General features: G+C 49.7%; 19 protein-coding genes. 6 read left to right on the top strand and 13 right to left on the bottom strand.

Annotation, left to right across the window (positions count from 1 at the left end):
* Window positions 1-435: 435 nt before the first annotated feature.
* The 6 genes from I8U18_RS02765 to I8U18_RS02740 form a co-directional block, all read right to left on the bottom strand.
* Window positions 436-1,509: a M42 family metallopeptidase gene (locus tag I8U18_RS02765; RefSeq protein ID WP_198059133.1), complete on the bottom strand. Its 1,074-nt coding sequence runs from the start codon at window positions 1,507-1,509 to the stop codon at window positions 436-438.
* Between the two features lie 232 nt (window positions 1,510-1,741).
* Window positions 1,742-2,962, bottom strand: coding sequence for an ROK family transcriptional regulator (locus tag I8U18_RS02760; RefSeq protein ID WP_033100277.1), 1,221 nt, complete (start codon window positions 2,960-2,962; stop codon window positions 1,742-1,744).
* Window positions 2,963-3,460: 498 nt separating this feature from the next.
* A complete protein-coding gene (locus tag I8U18_RS02755; RefSeq protein ID WP_198055674.1) occupies window positions 3,461-4,132 on the bottom strand; it encodes an ABC-2 transporter permease in 672 nt (223 codons plus the stop codon).
* The gene (locus tag I8U18_RS02750; RefSeq protein ID WP_198064456.1) at window positions 4,125-4,994 is read right to left on the bottom strand and encodes an ABC transporter ATP-binding protein; all 870 of its coding nucleotides are present in this window, start codon (window positions 4,992-4,994) and stop codon (window positions 4,125-4,127) included. Before I8U18_RS02750 ends, I8U18_RS02755 begins: the two co-directional genes overlap by 8 nt.
* Complete coding sequence (locus I8U18_RS02745; protein WP_033100273.1) at window positions 4,991-5,371, bottom strand: GntR family transcriptional regulator; 381 nt, start codon at window positions 5,369-5,371, stop codon at window positions 4,991-4,993. Before I8U18_RS02745 ends, I8U18_RS02750 begins: the two co-directional genes overlap by 4 nt.
* Window positions 5,372-5,744: 373 nt before the next feature.
* A complete protein-coding gene (locus I8U18_RS02740) occupies window positions 5,745-7,097 on the bottom strand; it encodes a glucose-6-phosphate isomerase (protein WP_198064455.1) in 1,353 nt (450 codons plus the stop codon).
* A gap of 399 nt (window positions 7,098-7,496) precedes the next feature.
* Between I8U18_RS02740 and I8U18_RS02735 the strand changes: the two genes are divergently transcribed.
* Window positions 7,497-8,339, top strand: coding sequence for a DUF3153 domain-containing protein (locus I8U18_RS02735; protein WP_198064454.1), 843 nt, complete (start codon window positions 7,497-7,499; stop codon window positions 8,337-8,339).
* Window positions 8,340-8,388: 49 nt separating this feature from the next.
* Here I8U18_RS02735 and dapF read toward each other — a convergent pair whose 3' ends face one another.
* Together dapF and I8U18_RS02725 are read right to left on the bottom strand one after the other, a co-directional pair.
* The gene (gene dapF, locus I8U18_RS02730; protein WP_033100271.1) at window positions 8,389-9,228 is read right to left on the bottom strand and encodes a diaminopimelate epimerase; all 840 of its coding nucleotides are present in this window, start codon (window positions 9,226-9,228) and stop codon (window positions 8,389-8,391) included.
* An 18-nt stretch (window positions 9,229-9,246) separates the two neighbouring features.
* Entirely contained in the window at window positions 9,247-11,988 is a 2,742-nt protein-coding gene (locus I8U18_RS02725) for a calcium-translocating P-type ATPase, SERCA-type (protein ID WP_232330925.1), read from the bottom strand.
* A 149-nt stretch (window positions 11,989-12,137) separates the two neighbouring features.
* Between I8U18_RS02725 and I8U18_RS02720 the strand changes: the two genes are divergently transcribed.
* From I8U18_RS02720 to I8U18_RS02710, 3 genes are all read left to right on the top strand, one after another.
* Entirely contained in the window at window positions 12,138-13,310 is a 1,173-nt protein-coding gene (locus I8U18_RS02720; RefSeq protein ID WP_198064453.1) for a glycosyl hydrolase family 18 protein, read from the top strand.
* Between the two features lie 164 nt (window positions 13,311-13,474).
* Window positions 13,475-15,193, top strand: a complete 1,719-nt coding sequence (locus I8U18_RS02715; protein ID WP_198064452.1) for an Rqc2 family fibronectin-binding protein — start codon at window positions 13,475-13,477, stop codon at window positions 15,191-15,193.
* A gap of 200 nt (window positions 15,194-15,393) precedes the next feature.
* A complete protein-coding gene (locus I8U18_RS02710; RefSeq protein ID WP_198059138.1) occupies window positions 15,394-15,894 on the top strand; it encodes a DinB family protein in 501 nt (166 codons plus the stop codon).
* 78 nt (window positions 15,895-15,972) lie between these two features.
* Here the strand turns inward: I8U18_RS02710 and I8U18_RS02705 are convergent, their stop codons facing one another.
* The 3 genes from I8U18_RS02705 to I8U18_RS02695 form a co-directional block, all read right to left on the bottom strand.
* Entirely contained in the window at window positions 15,973-16,194 is a 222-nt protein-coding gene (locus tag I8U18_RS02705; protein WP_033100266.1) for a DUF2553 family protein, read from the bottom strand.
* A gap of 141 nt (window positions 16,195-16,335) precedes the next feature.
* A complete protein-coding gene (locus I8U18_RS02700; RefSeq protein WP_198064451.1) occupies window positions 16,336-17,352 on the bottom strand; it encodes a cytochrome d ubiquinol oxidase subunit II in 1,017 nt (338 codons plus the stop codon).
* Window positions 17,336-18,700 (bottom strand): cytochrome ubiquinol oxidase subunit I, encoded by a 1,365-nt coding sequence (locus I8U18_RS02695; RefSeq protein ID WP_198055667.1) that lies wholly within the window; start codon window positions 18,698-18,700, stop codon window positions 17,336-17,338. Before I8U18_RS02695 ends, I8U18_RS02700 begins: the two co-directional genes overlap by 17 nt.
* A gap of 185 nt (window positions 18,701-18,885) precedes the next feature.
* On the opposite strand from I8U18_RS02695, the gene splB reads away from it, so the two are divergent.
* The gene (gene splB / locus I8U18_RS02690; RefSeq protein WP_033100263.1) at window positions 18,886-19,905 is read left to right on the top strand and encodes a spore photoproduct lyase; all 1,020 of its coding nucleotides are present in this window, start codon (window positions 18,886-18,888) and stop codon (window positions 19,903-19,905) included.
* 36 nt (window positions 19,906-19,941) lie between these two features.
* Window positions 19,942-20,388 carry a YugN family protein gene (locus tag I8U18_RS02685; RefSeq protein ID WP_052154067.1) on the top strand — a complete coding sequence of 149 codons (447 nt, stop codon included), beginning with the start codon at window positions 19,942-19,944 and terminating at the stop codon, window positions 20,386-20,388.
* Between the two features lie 49 nt (window positions 20,389-20,437).
* Here I8U18_RS02685 and pyrE read toward each other — a convergent pair whose 3' ends face one another.
* Both pyrE and pyrF read right to left on the bottom strand, forming a co-directional pair.
* Entirely contained in the window at window positions 20,438-21,010 is a 573-nt protein-coding gene (gene pyrE, locus I8U18_RS02680) for an orotate phosphoribosyltransferase (protein WP_198055664.1), read from the bottom strand.
* 5 nt (window positions 21,011-21,015) lie between these two features.
* Window positions 21,016-21,735, bottom strand: a complete 720-nt coding sequence (pyrF, locus tag I8U18_RS02675) for an orotidine-5'-phosphate decarboxylase (protein ID WP_198064450.1) — start codon at window positions 21,733-21,735, stop codon at window positions 21,016-21,018.
* Between the last annotated feature and the right edge of the window lie 80 nt (window positions 21,736-21,815).

Genomic DNA, 21,815 nt, shown 5'->3' with positions numbered 1-21,815 from the left:
CCAAGGCCGGCTCTGTATGCCTTCTTTTGATTCCCTCTTATTTTTTTCAACAGAGATGATTTCCATTCACTTCTCCCGCAGAGTATTGTTTAACCAAATACTGGATCCGGCAAAGGATGATTAAAATCGGGCAGACTTTGTCTCTGCTGCAAAACAAAAATTCCAAACAGTGGAAAATCGCGGATCTGATTGAAGTTTGACCGCAAGAAGTCTCTCCCTTCCCGGAGATCGGGGGATGAAGCCTGTGGGTTTTCACCGGAGCCCGGCACTCAAAAACTTCCCCCTACACACCTGTCTTCTCCCCAGTATATGGAAAATAAAAAACACGCCCTCCGCAAGAGAGCGTGTTCTCTGAAACATTTTATGTCCCGGGGCACTGCCCTGAAGAAGGCTTGGGCAAATCGCAGGGAAAGCCCGCCTCGATGTAAAGCAAGACTAACCGCACAGCTTTTCCATTTGCTTGTGGTCCAGCTTTTTGACCACTGCCGTCACCAGCCGCACGGCCTGTTCAAAGTCTGTTCTCGACATCAGCGCATTATGGCTGTGAATATACCGCGTCGGAAATCCGAGAGCAACTGTCGGGCAGCCGCCCCCGTTTAGATGGAAACGGCCTCCATCGGTTCCTCCTCTGAGAAGCGCATCATATTGCAAGGGAATCTCCAGCTCTTCCGCAGTCTCAATGATCAAATTTCGCAATCCGCCGTGCCCGATCATGGTAAAATCCATCAAGTATATAAGGGGGCCTTTGCCGAGAGCCGCTTCACCCGGGTACGATTCAAAACCAGGTGTATCATAAGCAATGCCGACATCCAGGGCAAAAGCGATGTCCGGTTTGATCAGGTGGGCAAGCGTGGAAGCTCCCCTCATTCCCACTTCCTCCTGTACCGTCGCTCCTGCGAAGACAACATTGGGATGATCCTCATCCTGAAGGTTTTTCAGCACTTCGACAGCCATGGCACAGCCAGCCCGGTTGTCCAGTGCCTTTCCACCCCATAACTCACCGTTTTTCAAAGTAAAAAAGTCAGAAACGGGAACAACCGGATCTCCCGGGCGGATTCCCATTTCCTCCACTTCTTCCCGGCTGCCGGCTCCCACATCGATAAACATATCCTTTAAATCGAGCACTTTTCTTCTCTCTTCCGGTGTCAAAACATGCGGCGCCTTTGAACCGACCACGCCAATGTAGTCTCCGCGGCGCGATTGAACCGTAACACGGTGGGCCAACACGTTGTGCGGCCACCATCCACCCAGTGGCTGAAAACGCAGAAATCCGCGCTCAGTGATCCGGGTGACCATAAATCCAACCTCATCCAGATGCCCGGCCAATAAAACGCGGGGGCCTTTGGAATCCCCTGTTTTTTTTCCGACGACACCGCCGAGCCGATCCTTGAGAATTTCTTCTGAAAGCGGTTTCAAATATTGCTCCATCTTTTGCCGGACCGTTCCTTCAAATCCGGCCACTCCGTTGGCTTCCGTCAGTTCCTTCATCATCAGCGTTAAACGATCCATTTTGTTCCTCCTCGGTTTCGACTTGTTTGTTTTGCCAATTGGATCGCTTTCCGAAAATAAAAATCAAGATTATGTAAAAAAAAGAAAAAAAACTCGTTTAAACGCAATTTACCCAAAACTAAAAAGCGATCAGTCTCATTATTATGACATGAATCAATTATTTTATCAATCTTTCCTCTTTTGGGAATGGTCTGTCGGCGTGAAGGGGAGCCTCTTGCCATTGAGGCTCTTTTTAATCCGTTTCCGCTGCCCCGGCAGGAGCAAAAATCTTTTTGAGCACGAGAGTAAACGCTCCGATCAGCGTCGCCTTTTTGCCCAGCTCCGACACCACAATGGAAACTTGTTCTGCCGGCCGCTCCAGAGCACGCGACCTTACCGTTTCCAAAAGAGGATCGATGATAAATCTCCCGGCGCGCGTTACACCCCCGTGAAGGATGATTCGTGAAGGGTTGAAGGTGTTGATGAGGTTGGCCAAACCCACCCCCAAAAATCTTCCCGTATCCGCCAGCACGTCAATCGCCAGCAAATCCCCGTCGAGAGCTGCTTCATAAATGGCTTCACCCGTCAGCCCGTCAGCATTTCCCTCAAGCTTTTCGCACAGTATGCTTTTTCGCCCCCGCTCGATCTCCCTTTTCGCCCGTTCCACCATCGCCGGTCCTGATGCCAATGCTTCAAGGCAGCCGTAATTCCCGCAACTGCACTTGGGACCATCGATGTCGATCGTGGTATGGCCGATCTCCCCGGCAGAATAGGAATCCCCCTGATAAAGTTCGTGATCCAGGATAATCCCCGCTCCGATTCCCGAACTGATATTCACCGTGATAAAATTGGCCAGGTCGCGCCCCTGTCCAAACCAGCTCTCCGCCAACGCCAAAGAGCGTACATCGTTTTCCATTTCCACCAGCACGTTCAACTCGGTTTCCAGATATTTTTTGACCGGAACGCGTTTCAGATGAAGATGGGGGGCATAAATCGACTCCCCTTGCAGCGGATCAACCAAGCCATGCATGCCGATACCGATTCCGAGCGCTTGCTGCCCCTCGCGCCGGACAAACGCCAATGCCTTTTCCGACAAACGTTTCAATTCCAGCAAAAAAGCCGTCTCATCCGGGTTGTCCGGCAAAAAACAGGAGCACTCATAGACGATCTTGCCATCCAGGTTGGCCACGGCCGCATCCAGTTTTTTCGCCCGAGCATAAATGCCGATGACGTAAAACCCGGATGAATTGATCTTTAGCATGATCGGTTTGCGCCCGCCGGTTGAAATGCCCAGATTGCTTTCCACAATCAACCGGTCCTGCAATAATTCACTGACGATATTGGTTACGGTCGGCGGGGTTAATCTGGTCATTTTCGCAATTTCGGCACGGGAAATCGGGCCGTGGAGACGAATAATGTTTAAAATGGTTGATTTATTCAGCGATTTCATCCAGCGAAAACTGCCTGTTTGCATCCCGTCCCCCCCTTTCCTTTCCGTCTGACCTGCTTCTTTTGCCTCTCCTATTATAATACAGGACGTTTTTTGGAAATCACATCAATACTGCTTTTATATTTAAATTAATTAATTTTGTTTTCCATTTCATCTTAACCGTTGGGCTGCCCTTTTGTAAATATTTAACTATGAAGAGTGAACTGACCCAATATCAAAAGATTGCAGCCAGTGGTTCTTCCATAATCGAGGGAATGAATGGGTTCAAAAAATAAAACCGGCTGCCCCTCAGCGTCAGGAATGCCGGCCGGTTTGTGAAAAAATATCTGATCGTACGTTTTACCCGAAATGATATGGTGGTCCCTTCCGGGATGAAAGAGAAAGTATCATTCATTTGCCGAGAATTGCCAAATTGTGCGATGATGGGTGCTATTTTTGCAGCGGCCTTTGTGACGGAAGCAGCCGGCAACAAAGAATGGCCCCCATCCCTAAATCGGCTGATCAAGCCAACTCCCTTTCTAGCTAAAATTCACGTTTGTTATAGATCACACAAGAAAGGAAACAGGAGAGACATCCCAAGAGCAGAACCAGCAACAATCCCTCCGTTTCCAGCATCCAGGCGGGTTGTCCCCTGAAAAAGTCAATCGCTTTTTTGAGAATGCTTTGCGGAATCACCCGTTCAAGGCTGCCGATAATCACCGGGATGAAGAAGACAGAGAAAAAGATGGCAACATTGAATACCCTCGATTTTTGATATCCCCATTTAAAATAGAGGGGAAGGTAGAGTATGCTGGTCAGCCAAAAACTGATTGCTCCCATCAGCATACTTTGCTGTGCTGACATCATTAACGGTTGGAAAAGGCCGGGATGTACTGCCTGACTGACCCCTCCGATGAGGAGGGAAAGAAAGGTGCCGATCAGGACAAACATGAACAGGCTGAGGTAGCGGGCCATCACAATCCGGCTTCTTTTTATGGGCAGACTGTTAAAAAGGATGTCGCTGTTATTTTTGTCATCATAGGAAATGGCTGAACTGAAAAGGGCATAGGAAATGCCAAATATTTCCATCGCATAGAAAAACGTTGTTTGCGTTGAATTGGCAAAGACAAAAATAATCAGCAACGCTGTGCACAGGAGAAGAAAAAGCCAATTCCTTGTGGTTAAAATCAAGTCCTTTAACAGAAGATTACGCATACTGTTCACCTCTTGCCATATGCACCATGATTTGTTCCAAACTGGGCTTCTCCATGATAACCTGGCCCTTAAACCGGTCGTTGACCGCTGCAACATCCGCCGTCAGCGCCTCAAAGCCAAACTGGTTGTTGATAACCCCCGTCAAGAGCCCCTCTTCCTGCAACGGCTCCAAAAGATCAGGTCCGCCTTTGACGATGCGGTAGGTATCCAGCAAGTCATCCTTGCTCTCACTGAAAATCAGATTTCCGTTATGGATGAACGTGATATAATCAGCGACCCGTTCCAGATCAGAAGTGATATGGGAAGAGAAGAAGATCGCTTTCTCCTCATCCTGAATGATCTCCAGCAACAAATCGAGCAATTCGCTGCGAAAAATCGGGTCAAGCCCTGAAGTCGATTCATCCATGATGATCAGTCTGGCATGGTGGGACAAGGCCACGGCCAGGGAAAATTTCATTTTCATTCCCTTGGAAAACTCTTTGATCTTTTTTCGCACCGGCAGGTTAAACCGGTCGATATACTGCGAAAACAAGGAATTATCCCAATCTTCGTAAAATCCGGCAATCACTTTCTTCATTTCCCCGATCGTAAACTCGTCATAAAAATGGTTCTGGTCATAAACATATCCGATCTGCTGTTTGATTGCCTGCATTTCTTTAGCCTGATCTTTGCCAAAAATGCGGATGGAACCCCCGTTCGGCCGGATCAAGCCGAGAATCGCTTTGATGGTGGTGCTTTTGCCGGAACCGTTTGGGCCGATCAAACCCATGATATAGCCCGGTTCCAGCTGAAACGACAAAGGGCCCAGGGAAAATCCCTTATATTCTTTACGCAAATCCTTTACATCCAAGATGTAACTCATGGTGCTTCCTCCCGAAAGATAGTTTCGACCAGGGCCGTCACTTCCTGCAGGGATAACCCGATTTCCTTCGCTTCTCTGATGGCGGGGCCCAACTTTTCTTTCAGTTCTTCCACTCTCTTTTCATGCAGGAAAAACTGGTCATGGGCCGTGACAAAGGTTCCCTTTCCCGCAACGGTCCGAATAAGCGCTTCTTTTTCCAATTCTTCATACGCTCGTTTGGTTGTGATGACACTCACTTTCAGTTCTTTGGCCAATTTGCGGATCGAGGGCAGGGCATCGCCGCTCTGCAAAATCCCGTTGAAAATCTGATGTTTGATTTGCACCGCGATCTGGGCATAAATCGGTTGGTCTCCGGTTTGCGAAATGATGATTTTCATCTTCAACCCATCCAAGTGTATATATCGTATATGTACAGTATAAACAGATTGACCGGCCAATGCAAGCAACAATAAAAATATTCACGTTGAAGTTTTAAAATCGAGTGGAAACAGAGCACGACTGACCGACCATAAGAACGCAGATCTCCCGCTTTTTGGCGAGGCAATCCAATTGAATAAAAAAAACCATGCCCGGTTGGACATGGCTCACTTGTTAAGTCTAAAAACCCATATAGAATTCCGTCAGGGATCCCGGTGCTTCTCTTGGCCCGGCCCGTCGTGGAACAAGCCGCCGCAGAAAAGCACCAATCCCCTTCTGCAAAAGGTTGTGGACATCACTTCATGCCCGGTTGGACATGAATTCTCATTCGCTTTACTTGTTCAGGCGTTTCAGCAGTTCACCCCGCTGCGCTTCAAATCCCGGTTTCCCGAGCAGGGCGAACATGTTTTTCTTATACGCCTCAACCCCCGGCTGATCAAAGGGATTTACCCCCAATAAATACCCGCTGATGCCGCAAGCCTTCTCAAAGAAATAGACGAGCGCCCCAAAGGTGTACGGACTGATTTCCTCCACTTTGACCGCCAGGTTGGGAACTCCGCCATCCGCATGGGCCAGCATGGTTCCTTCAAAGGCCTTGCTGTTCACGAAATCAAGATCTTTCCCGGCCAAATAGTTCAGGCCGTCCAAATCGCTCTCATCCTTTGGCAGGAGCAACGACTCGCGCGATTTTCCGACAAAGACGACGGTTTCAAAGATGTTGCGCAGCCCCTCCTGGATGTATTGACCCATGGAGTGCAGATCGGTCGTAAAGTTGACGGACGCCGGGAAAATCCCTTTCTGGTCCTTCCCTTCACTTTCACCAAACAGCTGTTTCCACCACTCACTGAAATACTGCAGCGCCGGGTCGTAGTTAACCAGGATCTCCGTCGTTTTTCCTTTGCGGTATAAAATGTTGCGCACAGCTGCATATTGATAGCTCGGGTTTGCTTCGAGATCCAGTGTTTGGTATGCTTCCACCCCTGCTTGCGCACCGGCCATCATTTCATCGATATCGATCCCGGCGACAGCAATCGGCAGAAGTCCGACCGCCGTCAAAACAGAGTACCGGCCGCCCACATCATCGGGAATCACAAACGTTTCGTATCCCTCTTCATCGGCCAACTTCTTCAAGGCTCCTTTGGCCTTGTCCGTTGTGGCATAAATACGGCGGCGCGCCTCTTCTTTTCCGTAGCGCTTCTCCATATATTCACGGATAATGCGGAAGGCGATGGCCGGTTCGGTCGTCGTTCCCGACTTGGAAATCACATTCACACTTACCTCTTTGCCTTCCAAATGTTCGAGAAGGTGAGCCAAATAAGTGGAAGAAATATGGTTTCCGGCAAAATAAATTTGCGGTGTGCGACGTTTATCTTTCGGCAATTCGTTATAGAAGGTATGAGAAAGCATTTCAATCGCGGCACGCGCACCCAGATAGGAACCGCCGATTCCGATTACGACCAGCGCGTCCGAATCAGACTGAATTTTGGCGGCTGCTTTTTTAATCCGGGCATATTCTTCCTTGTCGTATTGAAAAGGAAGATTTACCCAACCGAGAAAGTCCGATCCGGCGCCTGTCCCGTTATGTAGCAAATCGTGGGCCATCCGGATGGCTGGCTGCATTTGCATCAGTTCATGCTCGTTCATAAAGGCAGTGGCACTGGAATAATCAAACTGAATTTTATTCATGTTAACCTCCGGATAATTTTTTTCTCAAAATCACTCCCATTTTAACTTAACCAAAATCCATTTTCAAAAATCAGCACAAGTCATAAAAACGCTTTCATTTCTAAAAAATGGACGATCCCCCTGCAAAATGGACAATCTCCCCGCTTGCCGGGGATATACCTATAGAATTGATTCTTCAGTCGTCCCTGTTCTGATCAAACCGACTTTTTCCCATACGCGAATGGATGAAAGATTCCATTTCCGGCTTTCACGCCCTCCCCGCTTTGACACCCATTTTCAACTTCATTACAATGATAGAAATTGCATTCCATTGCGCAATAAGCAATAAATTTTCCATTATTCCAACCCATTCTCGGCCGCCCCCCTGAGTAAACCGAAATCAAAAAGGAGAGGCAGCAAATGAAGAAAAAGTGGACAAAGATCATGGGATTTTTGCTCATCCTCACCGTCTTTCTCACCGGATGCATCGATGCCGATCTGCATGTCACGATCAACCGGGACGGGTCGGGCCAATATGAACTTAAAGTGTTAACCAACCCCCTGATCCTCCCGCAATTCAATGACTTGAAAAACCGCCTGGCGAATCACGGCTACCAGATCCGCCCCTTGGACGAAGGCGATAAACAGGGATGGGTTGCCGTCAAAGAGGTGGACAGCGTCATCGATGATCCGCCGGGAAAAGAGCTGAAAGAACAGGCCAATTCCGCTTTTCACTTCTTCGGCAAGCAAAGCGCTTCGCTCCCGCAGGATCAACATCCGCTGACCGCCGGGACGTTCCCAACGGTAAGAGGGCCGGGAAAAGATTTTGAAATAAAAAACGGTTTGTTCACCACTACACTGGTGTACAACACCCATGTCGACCTGACCCATTTAAAACCGGATGGCGCCTACGGACTCGATCAATTGTTTTTTAATCAGATGAATCTGCGCTTTATCCTGACTCTCCCGGTTAAGGCGGACCAAAGCAACGCCACGCAGGTTAGTCCGGATGGGAAAACGCTCACTTGGAAAATCCATCCCGGAGAAGACAACCCGATCTATATGTCGGTTAAAATCCCCAACCCGATCACTTGGGGTATTCTGATTCTCCTGATCGTGCTGCTCCTGATCATTGCCCTGGCCGTTTGGTTGCGACGCCGCAATCGAAACCGCCAAGGCCCGCCGGGAAACGGCCTTGCAACTGTCCCAACCTCTCCCCCGGAGGATGAAGCGGATTCACCCGATTCGTTCCGCTGGGGATGAAGAAAAAGCCAGAATCCATCATTTGCTTTGGATTCTGGCTTCATTCCTTTTAAGCCGGCAACCAAACTCCGTCATAGACGAAAGCAGCAGGCCCGCTCATATAAACCCGGTTATCCGCTTCGCTCCACTCGATCTCCAGATCGCCTCCAAGCAGATGAATCACCGCCCGGCGCGCCAATTTTCCGAGAAGAACACCGGCGACCAGCGTTGCACATGCTCCCGAACCGCAAGCCATTGTTTGTCCGACCCCGCGTTCCCAGACCCGCATGGTCACCTCGGACGGGGAATGAAAAGTGACGAATTCCACATTGGATTTATTGGGAAACAGCCGGTGCGTTTCCAGGATCGGACCCCATTTTTCCACAGGAAACCGGGAAGCATCGTCTACCTCGATGACAGCATGCGGGTTCCCCATCGACACGCCGGTAAAGTAAAACTGTGCACCTCCGGCCTCGACCGGTTGGTTGATCACCCGCCGGCCGGTTGCAACGACCGGGATTCGCGAAGGCTCCAAAACCGGCTCTCCCATATCGACACGAATCTTCTCCGCTTTTCCCAGGCTTCCGTCCACCCATACCGTCTGCAAACCCACCTTCGTTTCCAGCGTAAACTCGTCTTTTAATGCCGAAAGGCGTTCGTAGCAGTATTTGGCGACACAGCGCATGGCATTGCCGCATTGTTCCGTCAACGAGCCATCGGCATTGAAAATGCGCATCGCTGCATCGGCGTTCTCCGACGGGTACACCACCACCAGTCCGTCTGCTCCGATCCCGGTGTGGCGGTGGCACATTTGTACCGCCAGACGGGAAAATTCCTCCAGATTCGGCGTGTGGTTTTGATACACAATAATAAAATCATTTCCAAGACCGTGCATTTTTGTGAATTTCATGGTCTCTCTCCTTCTGTCTTAACTGTTGGCGATTCGCTTGAGATGCCAGTTGCGCGGTCTCATGACATCGAACAAACCGGCGACGATGACGGGAAGTGTGGATGTTACCGTCACCAGAATCCATTCCCTCAGCCCCAACGGTACTGTATGGAAGACCGGTCCCAGGGGCCGATAGTAGATAACTGCCAGCAGCAAGGCGACAGATGAAAGAACCGCCAGCACCAGCGCCGGATTGTCAAACGGATTTCGCTGAAAAATCGTGCCCTGTGAGCGGCAATCGAAAACATAGATCAGCTGGGACAGAACGAGCGTGGCAAAGGCGACGGTTTGCGCCTTGACCAGATCATCGGGGAACTCGGCATAAGTAACCCAGAATGCCGCCAGTGAGCAAAAGCCGATCAGCAACCCCCTGGTGACAATCTTCCATCCAACCCCCCGTGCAAACACACTCTCCCTGCTGTTTCGCGGTGCCCGTTCCATGGTATTGTCTTCCGCGGGGTCGACTCCCAGGGCCATTGCCGGCAGTCCGTCTGTCACGAGATTAACCCATAAAATCTGGATCGGAACCAGAGGCAACGGAAAACCGAACAACATCGCCAGGAACATAATCAAAATTTCCCCGACATTGCTAGCCAGCAAATAGCTGATGAATTTGCGAATATTATCGTAAATATTCCTTCCTTCTTCAACAGCCGAGACGATGGTGGCAAAATTGTCATCCGCAAGGATCAGGGAAGAGGCCTCTTTTGACACATCCGTTCCCGTCACGCCCATGGCAATCCCGATATCCGCCGCTTTGATGGCGGGCGCATCATTTACTCCATCGCCCGTCATCGCCACGACATGTCCGTGTTTTTGCAGCGCCTTGACGATGCGCAGCTTATGCTCGGGCGATACGCGCGCGTAAACATCCACCTCATTTGCCACACGCAAAAACTCTTCATCGCTCATATTGTAAAGATCTTGTCCGCTCAGTGTCAAACCTTCGGGCCGCTTGATGCCCAGTTCGCTGGCAATGGCCACCGCTGTCGTCTGATGGTCTCCGGTTATCATCACCGTTTTGATCCCCGCCCGACGGCAAACCTCAATCGCTTCTTTGACCTCTTCCCGCGGCGGGTCGATCATGCCAGCCAAACCGACGAAAACGAGATTCTGTTCTATCTGCCAATCTTTATTGAGATTGGTGGTCTGCGGAACTTCGCGGTATGCAAATGCCAGATTCCGCAAGGCCATCGCCGCCAATTGTTCATTCATTTTGAGAATGGTTTGCTTATGCTCCCGCGTAAGTGGCACCACTTTTCCCTTCGAATAAATATGAGTACATCGTCCGATCAAAATCTCGGGAGCGCCTTTGGCATAGAGACGCTGCTTCCCATTTTTGTTTCTCACCAAAACAGACATCATTTTCCGTTCAGAGTCAAAGGGGTACTCTTTGACCCGCACCCATTCTTTTTTCAGCGTTTCACCAGTAATGCCCGCTTTGCCCGCAGTTACGATGAGCGCTCCGTCAGTGGGATCACCGTCAATTTTCCAAACCGTCCGCTTTTTGATTACCCCTGCCCCCTTTTCCTTAATCAGGGAGGCGTTGTTGCAGAGGGCGGAAATCTCCAGTAACTGTTTTAAAGCAGGCTCTTTGGCCGCATCGATCTCTTGTTTTCCCAACTTGAATTTACCAACAGGTTCATAGCCGCTTCCGGTCACCTGAATCAATTTTTGATCGGTCCAAATATGGGTGACGAACATTTTATTTTGCGTCAGCGTACCGGTTTTATCCGAACAAATCACAGTCGCACACCCCAGCGTCTCGACAGACGGGAGTTTGCGCACAATGGCCCGGCGTTTGATCATGCGCTGCACCCCGAGAGCCAGGGCAATCGTGACAATCGCCGGCAATCCTTCGGGAATGGCGGCAACTGCCAGCGAAACTCCGGCCAGAAACATCCTATATGCATCTTGGCCGTGCAAAATCCCGGTAACCACGACAAGCGCCGTCAACAGCAGCGCCACGATGATCAAAATCTTCCCCAGTTGCTCCAGCCGCCGTTTTAACGGGGTGTCCATTGTCTCCGTCGTTTCGATCAGATGGGCAATCCGTCCCATTTCCGTCTCCATGCCCGTATGTACCACAATACCCGTTCCGTTTCCCCGGACAACCATCGTTCCCATATAGCCCATGTTTTTCCGGTCTCCCAGGGAAACATCGGCATGGGGGAGAGGGGCGCTGTTTTTCTCCACGGGAACCGATTCCCCGGTGAGCGCCGACTCTTCAATATAAAGGCTTTCCGCTTTGATCAGACGAAGATCAGCCGGAATCCGGTCCCCGCTTTCCAGCGCCACCACATCGCCCGGAACCAGCAGGGAAGCATCGATGCGGGTCCATTTTCCCTGCCTGAGCACCTTGGCTGTCGGCGCGGATAATTTTTTCAAGGCGGACAGTGATTTCTCCGCACGCACTTCCTGTATGAATCCGAGAAAAGCGTTTAACAGTACAATGGCGATGATCGCGATCGCATCCGTATATTCTCCGAGCAAACCGGAAATCAGTGTCGCCACCAGAAGGACCAGTACCATAAAGTCCTTGAACTGGTCGATGAACAGTCCGAACAGCGAGCTTTTCTCCCCTTCCGCCAACCGGTTGTAACCCGCCCGCTTGAGCCGTTCCTTCGCTTCATCCCCGTTCAGGCCAACAGAGGGATTCACCCCAAAATAAGCTGCAACCCGTTCTGGATCCCAATCAATCCATCGTGCTTGTTCCGCCAACTTTCTTCCTCCTTTGTCCCATCTGTCTATTTTCCAATCTATTCAGACGAGCTTTCAAACATGCCTTGCACAGCGATTCAGTCCCGGTGCATAAAAAAAAGCAGTTCAAGAAGACTAAAGGATAAAATTATGAAAAACAGGTGAGACAAATGAAACGTATTCTTTTATTATTTACTGTCCTAACCCTTATTTTCACAGGATGCTCGGCCCCGACTAAAAAGGAAAGCGGGGGAAAACGCCCCCAGGCGACCGCATATCGGACGAATCATACAGAACCGATGAACACCCGTGGCAGAACGGTCCCTGTCAAACCCCGGGAAAAAACAAAACCGCCGGCGGCCAAACCCCATATTGATACCATCGGTTTTTTGGAAGTCGACGATCCCAAAACAGCGGTGGCAGCAGTCAACCAAGCGGCACCCAATCTGACTTATGTCAGCTTTTTCAGCTACCGCGTCCGGTCGGACGGAAGTCTGATTCCTCTCAATGATACGGCTCCGTTAATAACCACGCGCAAAAACGGAGCCGTTCCGATGCTGGTCATTACCAATTTTGCCAACGGCAATTTTCAGTCGGACATTGCCCACCGGATCTTCACAAACAAAGCAGCTTCACGAAAATTGATCGCCAATGTGATCCGCGTGATGAAACAAAAAGGATATCGGGCACTCAACGTCGATTTTGAACATCTTCACCCTCAGGACCGCCATTTGTACAACAGTTTTCTGACCACCCTGGTTCCATTGGCGAAACGGGAAGGATTTATCGTTTCCACTGCACTTGCCCCCAAGCAGAGCGACCATGATCGCGGACCCTGGCACGGGGCGCACGACTATGCTTTTCACGGAAAAATCGCCGATTTTGTCATTTTGATGACCTACGAATGGGGCTGGACCGGTGGGCCTCCGATGGCGGTATCCCCCGTACCGCAAATTCGCAAAGTGATTGAATATGCCAAAACCAAAATCCCCGCCCGAAAAATTATCATGGGCGCTCCGTTGTACGGGTATGATTGGACCCTTCCCTATAAAAAAGGCGGCCCTCCGGCCAAACGGATATCCCCGAAAGAAGCGGATACCCTCGCCCATCAAAAGGGAATCAAAGTCCGGTACAGCAAACGGGATGAAGCTCCTTGGTTCCGTTACACGGACAGAGCCGGCAAACGGCATGAAGTTTGGTTTGAAGATGCACAAAGCATACAAGCCAAGTTCAATCTGGTGAAGCAGTACAGACTGCACGGGATCAGTTACTGGGTATTGGGCGAAAGCTTTCCCGAAAACTGGACCATGCTGGGGGATAATTTCCATATCAACAAATTTTGATGCCAACGAATCGAACCCGAGTTTCTGCGAAACAAAACCCGGGTTCGTTTTTTTACACTTTGTAGTAAAATGAATAGAGCCATCTTCGTGTCATGCAGGGCAGCACCGCCTGGCTTGCAACACGTTTTCACAGAAGACTCTTTCAGAGAAAAGGATGAATCCTGATGTCGTTTGACGGAATTGTTACCCGCGCTGTTGTTCATGAGTTAAACCAGGTATTAAGCGGCGGGCGCATCACGAAAATTTACCAGCCGGCTGACCTGGAACTCATCTTGCATATACGTTCCCAAGGAAAAAATCATCAGTTGCTGCTATCGGCTCATCCTGCTTTTGCCCGTGTTCAGCTCACAAAGGCAAAAGCAGATAACCCTTCGGAACCTCCGATGTTTTGCATGCTCCTGCGCAAACACGCCGAGGGGGGAATTATTGAATCGATTCATCAGGTTGGAATGGAGCGCATCATTCAAATCGATTTTCGCACCCGCGACGAACTGGGAGATGTGGTAAAACGGCGCCTGGTGATGGAAATCATGGGGCGCCACAGCAACATTATTTTGCTCGACCCGGAGAAAAATGTCGTTTTTGACGGGATCCGCCGCGTCAGTCACGCCATCAGCAAGTATCGGCAGATCTATCCCGGTGTCCCTTATCTCGAGCCGCCGTCACAAGGAAAGCGAAATCCGCTGACGGCAGATAAAAATACATTTATCTCAGGCTTTGATTACAACGGCGGGCGGCTGGACAAACAGATCGTCGCGCGTTTCACCGGAATCAGCCCCCTTCTGGCAAAAGAAATCGTGGAGCAGACCGGCCCCGGCAGCCGGGATCAACTTTGGGAAACGTTCAGCTCCTATATGGAACGCGCCAGGGAGCACGATTTTCGCCCTGTCATCATAAAGGCAAAGCAAAAAAGTTATTTTTATGTGTGGCCGCTTTCTCACCTTGACGGCGAGATCCAATCCTTCCCCTCGATCAGCGAATGCCTGGAACACTTTTATTACGGAAAAGCCCAGCGAGACCGCATCCGCCAGCAAACCCATGATTTGATGCGCAAATTAAAAAATGAAATCGAGAAAAACACCAAGAAAATCGAGATTTTGCAAAATGAGATCAATCAGGCGGACAAAGCGGATCAATACCGGATGTTCGGCGAATTGGTCACCGCCTCGCTTTATCAGATTAAACGCGGCGATACCGAAGTCAAAACGATCAACTACTTCGATCCGGAAACACCCGAGGTGACGATTCCCCTCGATCCGACTTTATCTCCCCCGGAAAACGCGCAGCGCTACTTCAAGAAGTACAATAAATTAAAAGCGGCCAAAAAATGGAACACAGAGCAAATTGAAAAAGCAAAAGAAGAAAACCTCTATTTGGAATCGGTGCTTGTCCAGCTGGAAAACTGCAGTTTGCGTGAAGTGGAGCAGATCAGGGATGAACTGGCTGAACAGGGTTGGTTGAAAAGGCAGTCAAACAAGCGGGAGCGAAAGCGCAAGGATGTCCCTGCCCCGTTGAAGGTAATAAGCGGGGATGGAACCGTGATTCTGGTCGGAAAAAACAACAAACAAAACGATTATCTGACCCACCAGCTCGCCTCCTCGACAGACACCTGGCTTCATACCAAAGAGATTCCCGGTTCTCATGTGGTGATCCGCTCCAAACAGGTAACCGATCAAACGCTTCTCGAAGCAGCGATGCTGGCCGCTTATTTCAGCAAAGGGCGGGAGTCGAGCCGGGTTCCTGTTGACTATACCCTGATCAAGCATGTGAAAAAACCATCCGGTGCCCGTCCGGGTTTTGTCACGTATGAGAATCAAAAAACGCTTTATGTCACTCCTGAAGAAGAACAGATTAAAAAAATCCTCGAACGCCAGCCAGAATAAAAATCCCCTTCCCTCTGCCCCCTGCTTCCAGCCCGAAGCGGGGGCTTTTTGCTGCCCAAAAAAGATCATCACGACTGTTGTCTATTGTATTTAAAATGTTTTATATTAAAATCATTTTGTTTTCTTTTGCTAACAAGAGGTTAAGCAGGAATGAAGTTCCATGTCGCCGAATTATAAATGTCAAGAGAGGAGGAAACGTCATGTTGGGGTTGGACGAAGTACGAAACGAATTGTTGAATGAGATCGATTTGATCAGTGATGAGGATGCAAACCGCAAACCGTTTGAGGATGGATGGTCCATCGCGCAGGTAATCGAACACATCCATCTGGTGGAACGGGCGATCGCATCCCAGTTAAAGCACGGATTATTTGAAGAAAGCGAAACCCCTTTCCCCACAAAGCCGCTTGATCCGTTACTGGATCGGACCAAAAAAGTGAAGGTCTTCTTATCCCACCTGGAACCAAAAGAAGAATTTCAAACACTCGATTCCCTGAAAAAAAAACTGGGCAAATCGCGGGAGCAACTACGGGAGGCATACGAACAGCTGGACCCTCATGCGCTGACGCACAAAGCCGCCGTCTACCCCCCTTTGGGCCTTCTTCCCCTGTCCCAATGGATCGAGGTGGCGGCCGCTCATGAGAAAAGGCATATTAAACAGATAAGAGAAATTAAAAAAACATTGTTTAAACGGGAAAATTAAAGCCTGATCTTATCTGTCCTCATGATGGTCCCGGTTTGAACCCGGGCTCTTCTTTTTCCAAAAAATAAGCGATGCGGCTCAGCACCATCCGGCATCGCAATTTTCCGTATAGTGATCCTTCAGTTTGGTATTTTTTTCACTGGCCAGAATGAGATTATTTTTCATATCATAACCATCATTCATTTGAATCTCTTTGGTTCCGAGATCCATTGATCCGATGGGCTCATGGTTGTGGTAAAAAACCAATCTGCCTCCTTCAAACTTCGCTGACACTTTCTCTGTAATATCCTTCATTCCCATCAAACAAAATCCCCCTCATTCATCAAAATCAGCCAGGGGCCAATGTATGGCCATCTGACACCCTTAGAATATGTTTTTTTCCATGGGAGCATACGGCTTTCACACAACCCCTGTTCACTGACGAAAGCGAAACGGCGGGATTCAACTTTTTTGCAAATACCGCTTATCCTTCAGAAAAAATCTCCAAAAAACAAGGAATCCGGGCAACAGGAGAGCGAGACCGACTGCAAAGACTTTCAACAGCGAATAAAACGTGTCAATATTGGTAAACGCTTCATTGACGGTCATGAACGGGTAAACGATATACGGAAGATGTGCGACGCCGTAAGCGAAGGTGGCCAATGCATATTGGATGGCCACAAACACCACTGCCACCCTTGGCCTGCCATCCTTCCACCACAAGGAAACATAAGCGATCAAAAAGGCGATGATCGAAAGGGCAAACCACTCTTTTTGCCTGCTTAAACCCAATAATAGCCACTGCGCTTCCGGCTTGGAAAAATAAAGAGTCAGCACTGCCACAAGGATGGTGACCGGACCGAAGATCAACGCGATTTTCCGGTAGAGGCGGTAAGCCTCATCGTCCGACGATTCCCGGGAATAATCGGCCAAAAACAGAGAGGACAAAAATAACTCCGATGTCAGACCGAACAACATGTATAAATAGACAGAAGGACTGGACAGCCATTTATCGAACAGCAGGATTTCCCTGTCCGCCAATCTCCTGACAAAACCTCCTTCTGTCACGGGAAGGGCGCTGATCAGAAGTGCCGGGACAAAAAGCCCCGTCAATCCGGAAATAATGCGCAGCGCTTTTTGATACCCCTCCACCGAATAGGCAAAAACCATAAACGCGCTGCGAATGGCGATGAGGAGCAAAATGATGCTGATCGGAACCAGCAACACCGTACCGAGAATATACGCCGCTTTGGGAAAAAAGCCGACGAAGGCGACAACCAGCAACACGAGAACGGTGTTGGTCACTTCCCAGGTGGGTGACAAAAAACGATTGGCAATCCGCCCGGCCCGTGTATTTTTATCCGCGTAAACCATCGCCCAAAAGCTGGCCCCAAAATCAACCGATCCGGCGATACTGTAAATATACAACAGCAACCATACCAGCAAGATTGCAATTGAGGGTTCAATGGGTTGAACCATGTGGTTTCACTCCTGCATGTTTAAGTAGATCCAGATCTTTTCTGAGCGGATTGCGCTTAAAATAGGAAATCAACACCACTGCCACCATCACGCTTAACATGAGATAAACCAGGGAAAACAGGATGTACAAACCCCCCAGGTTTCCCGCCTTGGTCGCCGCTTCGGTCGTTCGTTGAAACCCGTAAATCGTCCACGGCTGCCGTCCGCTGCAACTGAAGATCCAGCCCACTTCAATTCCCAGCATGGAAACCGGACCGCTGTAAGCCAATCCCCACAATAACCAGCGCGGAAACGGCTTTCCGGCCCGAGCCTTTTTCCACCAGTAATAAAGGCTGTACGCTGTGGCCACAAACAACAGAATCCCGATTCCAACCATCACGTTGAACAAAGTATGGACATAAGCAGGCGGCCATGTATCCCGTGGAAATTCGTTCAAGCCTTTCACTTCCGTATCAAAACGGTTTCCGGCGAGGAAGCTGAGAAAATACGGAATTTCAATCCCGTATTTAACCGTTTGTTCCTTTTGATCGACAAAACCGCCGATGACAATCGGGGCATACTTTGTCGTTTCAAACAGGCCCTCTGCCGCCGCCAGTTTTTCCGGTGTATACCGATGCAGGTTTTGGGCGGAGTCATGGCCGGTAAAAATGGTGAAGAACGAAGTGATAAACGCTGTTACCAATCCCAAAATGAGAGCTTTGCGATGGATGGCTTCTTCTTCGCGGCCGCTTTTCAACAGACGGTAAGCGGCGGCCGATACCACGGCAAAAGCCCCTGTCATCAAAGCGCTGATCACCACATGATAGGCTGTGTCCACAAAGCTGGGGTTAAAGAAAGCCTTCCACGGATTTACATGATAAATCGTTCCATCCGGTTTCATGTCAAAACCTGCCGGGGTATTCATCCACGTGTTGGCGGATGTGATGAGAACAGCTGATGCCGTCGCACCCACAGCCACCAAAAAGACGGCAATGACACGCATATAAGGAGAAAGGCGGTCAGCGGCATAAACATAGATGGATAAAGCTAATGCTTCGAGGAAAAAGGCAAAGATTTCAATCTCAAACGGAACCGATATGACTTGACCGACGATTTTCATAAAACCCGGCCATAACAAAGACAACTGTATGGCCACGATCGTTCCGCTGGGAATGGCCACTCCAAGCAAAATCCCCATCGACTTTGTCCAGCGTTTGGCCATCAGTGCATAATCCCTGTCTTTTCTCCAGTTGTGCAGAAGCTCACTCAAAAATACCATGAAAGAGAGCCCGATGCCCAAAGTCGCATAAATAATATGAAAAGCGAGCGATGTTCCGAAAAAAGCCCGTGCCAAGACAACTTGATCCAATCATTTGCACTCCTTCGCTTCTGATCCTAAAATCCAGTTTACCCATGAGATTGGAAAATCTATACAAGCAATTTTCTTTTCAACATAAAAATGCCCAAAACCACCCTTTCCTCCGTCACGGTCCCCTTTCCCTTCTGAACATAGGAAGCGCCTCGACTGGAAAAACTAAAGTCGAGGTGGATGACATGAAATTATTTCAGCCCGATTTGATTTATTTTGAACCCCAGGCGCTTGAGTATCCATTGGGACAAGAACTGTATAACCGTTTCAAAAACTCAAATATTCCGGTACGGATGACTACTTCGCACAACCGCATTACCAACTTGCCCGGAAAAAATGACCTGGAGAAGTATCGGATCGCGAAAAAAACGCTGGTTGTCGGGGTGCGCAAAACACTGAAGTTCGAACCATCCAAGCCATCTGCGGAATATGCCATCCCATTGGCTACCGGTTGTATGGGGCATTGTCACTACTGTTATCTGCAAACAACGCTGGGGAATCGTCCCTATATCCGGGTTTACGTTAATCTGGAAGAAATTTTCGAGGCGGCAGCCAAATATATACAGGAACGATCCCCTGAAATTACACGGTTTGAAGCAGCATGTACCTCTGACCCGGTCGGGATTGAACATCTAACCGGATCGCTGAAAAAAACGATTGAGTTTATGGGAAAACAGGAACTGGGAAGGCTCCGTTTTGTCACCAAATTCGCAAACGTGGACAGTTTGCTGGATGCAACCCACAACGGGCATACCCGGTTTCGGTTCAGCGTCAATGCCGATTATGTCATTCGCCAATTCGAGCCGGCCACCGCTTCCTTTGACGAACGGGTGGAAGCTGCCGGAAAAGTGGCACGGGCCGGTTATCCGCTCGGATTTATCATCGCCCCATTGATTCTTTATGACGGATGGAAAGAAGGATACACGCAATTGTTAAAAAGGCTGAGCCAGGAACTTCCCGAAACAAACGGGCTCACATTTGAACTGATTTCCCACCGGTTTACACAAACCGCAAAGAAAATAATCTTACAGCGGTATCCCAAATCCAAACTGGAGATGGAGGAAGAAAAAAGAAAAAAGAAATGGGGACGCTATGGCAGAGTGAAGTATGTTTACCAGGAAACGCAGATGAAAGAATTGGAAGAGCACATGAGGGAACAAATCGCACGGTATTTTCCAAATGCTTGCGTGGAATATTTCACCTGAGTAAATCCGTTTTTGTCTTGCAAAGGAGTCAACATTATGCTCACGATTGATTCAAGCAAAATTGAAGGATTTCAGACCAGCTTCGGGACGATGACCGATTTGCTTTATCCGGAAGGGTTCGTTCTGGGAGGCGGTTGGACCTACGAGCACGGTTATTTCGACCATCCTCTTGATTGGGAAAATGAACAGGGTTACCGCTACTATTTGCGCATTCCCGTATATGTTGTAAAAGGCGAAATGCAGGAAAAGGATGCCATCGTTCGGCTGGGCAAACCGTTCGTCATCAAGCATGAATTTCGTACCAAAAACGACCCGTCTGCTGATATTGGAGTTGTCAGTTCTCTCGTTAACCAGTTCAGCGAACCTTTGCCCACAGACGACGCGAAAATCGGGGAGGAATGGAGTTCCAGAGCCAGGCAGATTGTCGCCAAAATCGAGAACAAAATCGAAACGCACCTTTTGGAATCATCATCTCCCAAATAAAAACAGCCGGGACCGTATTTCGATCCTGGCTGTCCCCTGACTCCCTTCCTCATTTCGCAGTGCGGCTGCCTGGCTTGTGCACAGGCAACCCTTGCTGACAAAGAGGGCAGTTTTCCGGTTCATAGCTTTCAATGTGAATCTTCGTCAGCGCGCGGAACGGGTAAGCAAAGGGATTTTTCCCTCCGGTGCGATCAACGATGGCGCCCACTCCTGCGATCACGGCACCAAGGGGAAGCAGCAACTCAATCACTTCCTTGACCGAGCCGCCGGTGGTCACGACATCTTCCACCACCAACACCCTTTCACCCGGCTGAATGGCAAAACCGCGCCGCAGCTCCATTTTCCCGTCTTTCCGTTCGGCAAACAGACAGCGAACGTTCAAAGCCCTTGCCACTTCATGGGCGATGATCACGCCCCCGAGCGCCGGCCCGACCACGACATCGATCTTCTCTCCCTTGAACAGAGAGGCAATCGCTTCTCCGGCCTTCCCGGCATCTTGCGGATACTGAAGCAGGGCGGCGCATTGCATATATTTCCCGCTGTGGCGCCCGGATGACAACAGAAAGTGCCCTTCCTTTAAAACCCCTGTCCGTTCAATCGCTTCTTCCACCAGCCATGCCATCTCTATCACTCCTCCAACACTTCTTTTATCTCTTTGACTATCGCTTCAAACGCGGCAATCGGATCAGTTGCCCGGGTAATCGGACGGCCGATGACGAGATAATCGGCTCCCGACTGAATCGCTTCACCCGGAGTCAACACTCTTTTTTGATCTTGAGCCTCAGCGTGAGCAGGCCTGATTCCGGGGGTTACTGCGAGAAAATCATTCGAAGTGGCCTGTTTGACCATTCCGCTTTCCCGCCCCGAACAGATGACACCGTCAACCCCTGCCCGGTAAGCCAATTGGGCATAGCGGATCACACTCGATTCAACGCTGCCCGGAATGCCCAGTTCCTCATTCAACATTTTCCGGTCGGTGCTGGTCAGTTGCGTCACCGCCAACAACCGGGTTCCGGCCCCCGCTTTCTCACAAGCCTCCTTCGCCGCTTCCAGCATGGCGCGCCCGCCGCAAGCATGAATCGTCAATAAATCAACTCCGAAACGGCTGAGAGATTCGATCCCTTTCGCAACCGTATTCGGGATATCATGCAATTTCAAATCGAGAAAGACGGGAAATCCTTCCTGTTTTCGTTTCACAACCCATTCCGGCCCGACAGCGTAAAAAAGCTGATAACCCACTTTGATAAACGGTTTGTTTTGTGAAAAAGCCCAGGCTCGCAACAATTGTTCGGCTTCGTTCGCACCCGGATAATCCAGTGCGATGATCACCCGCTCTTCTGCCCGCACGCTGCTCCCTCCTTGAAAAATTCAGATGAAAAGCGGGTTCGCAGTCGTCCGCACAGGCGCAACCCTCTTTTCTCCATCGG

It is taken from the genome of Thermoactinomyces sp. CICC 10522 (assembly GCF_016055075.1).
Lineage (GTDB): Bacteria > Bacillota > Bacilli > Thermoactinomycetales > Thermoactinomycetaceae > Thermoactinomyces_A > Thermoactinomyces_A daqus.
Note: the sequence above shows the minus strand (reverse complement) of the source record. Positions and strands in the feature narration are given on the sequence as shown.

What these genes read in the sequence shown, in the direction of transcription:
- dapF (WP_033100271.1), bottom strand. Translation starts at nt 9,228, where the DNA reads ATGAAATTCACAAAAATGCACGGTCTTGGAAATGATTTTATTATTGTG.
- I8U18_RS02765 (WP_198059133.1), bottom strand. Translation starts at nt 1,509, where the DNA reads ATGGATCGTTTAACGCTGATGATGAAGGAACTGACGGAAGCCAACGGA.
- I8U18_RS02705 (WP_033100266.1), bottom strand. Translation starts at nt 16,194, where the DNA reads ATGGGAATGAAGGATATTACAGAGAAAGTGTCAGCGAAGTTTGAAGGA.
- I8U18_RS02685 (WP_052154067.1), top strand. Translation starts at nt 19,942, where the DNA reads ATGCTCACGATTGATTCAAGCAAAATTGAAGGATTTCAGACCAGCTTC.
- I8U18_RS02720 (WP_198064453.1), top strand. Translation starts at nt 12,138, where the DNA reads ATGAAACGTATTCTTTTATTATTTACTGTCCTAACCCTTATTTTCACA.
- I8U18_RS02710 (WP_198059138.1), top strand. Translation starts at nt 15,394, where the DNA reads ATGTTGGGGTTGGACGAAGTACGAAACGAATTGTTGAATGAGATCGAT.
- I8U18_RS02740 (WP_198064455.1), bottom strand. Translation starts at nt 7,097, where the DNA reads ATGAATAAAATTCAGTTTGATTATTCCAGTGCCACTGCCTTTATGAAC.
- I8U18_RS02745 (WP_033100273.1), bottom strand. Translation starts at nt 5,371, where the DNA reads ATGAAAATCATCATTTCGCAAACCGGAGACCAACCGATTTATGCCCAG.
- splB (WP_033100263.1), top strand. Translation starts at nt 18,886, where the DNA reads ATGAAATTATTTCAGCCCGATTTGATTTATTTTGAACCCCAGGCGCTT.
- I8U18_RS02700 (WP_198064451.1), bottom strand. Translation starts at nt 17,352, where the DNA reads ATGGTTCAACCCATTGAACCCTCAATTGCAATCTTGCTGGTATGGTTG.
- I8U18_RS02760 (WP_033100277.1), bottom strand. Translation starts at nt 2,962, where the DNA reads ATGCAAACAGGCAGTTTTCGCTGGATGAAATCGCTGAATAAATCAACC.
- I8U18_RS02755 (WP_198055674.1), bottom strand. Translation starts at nt 4,132, where the DNA reads ATGCGTAATCTTCTGTTAAAGGACTTGATTTTAACCACAAGGAATTGG.
- I8U18_RS02715 (WP_198064452.1), top strand. Translation starts at nt 13,475, where the DNA reads ATGTCGTTTGACGGAATTGTTACCCGCGCTGTTGTTCATGAGTTAAAC.
- I8U18_RS02750 (WP_198064456.1), bottom strand. Translation starts at nt 4,994, where the DNA reads ATGAGTTACATCTTGGATGTAAAGGATTTGCGTAAAGAATATAAGGGA.
- pyrE (WP_198055664.1), bottom strand. Translation starts at nt 21,010, where the DNA reads ATGGCATGGCTGGTGGAAGAAGCGATTGAACGGACAGGGGTTTTAAAG.
- I8U18_RS02735 (WP_198064454.1), top strand. Translation starts at nt 7,497, where the DNA reads ATGAAGAAAAAGTGGACAAAGATCATGGGATTTTTGCTCATCCTCACC.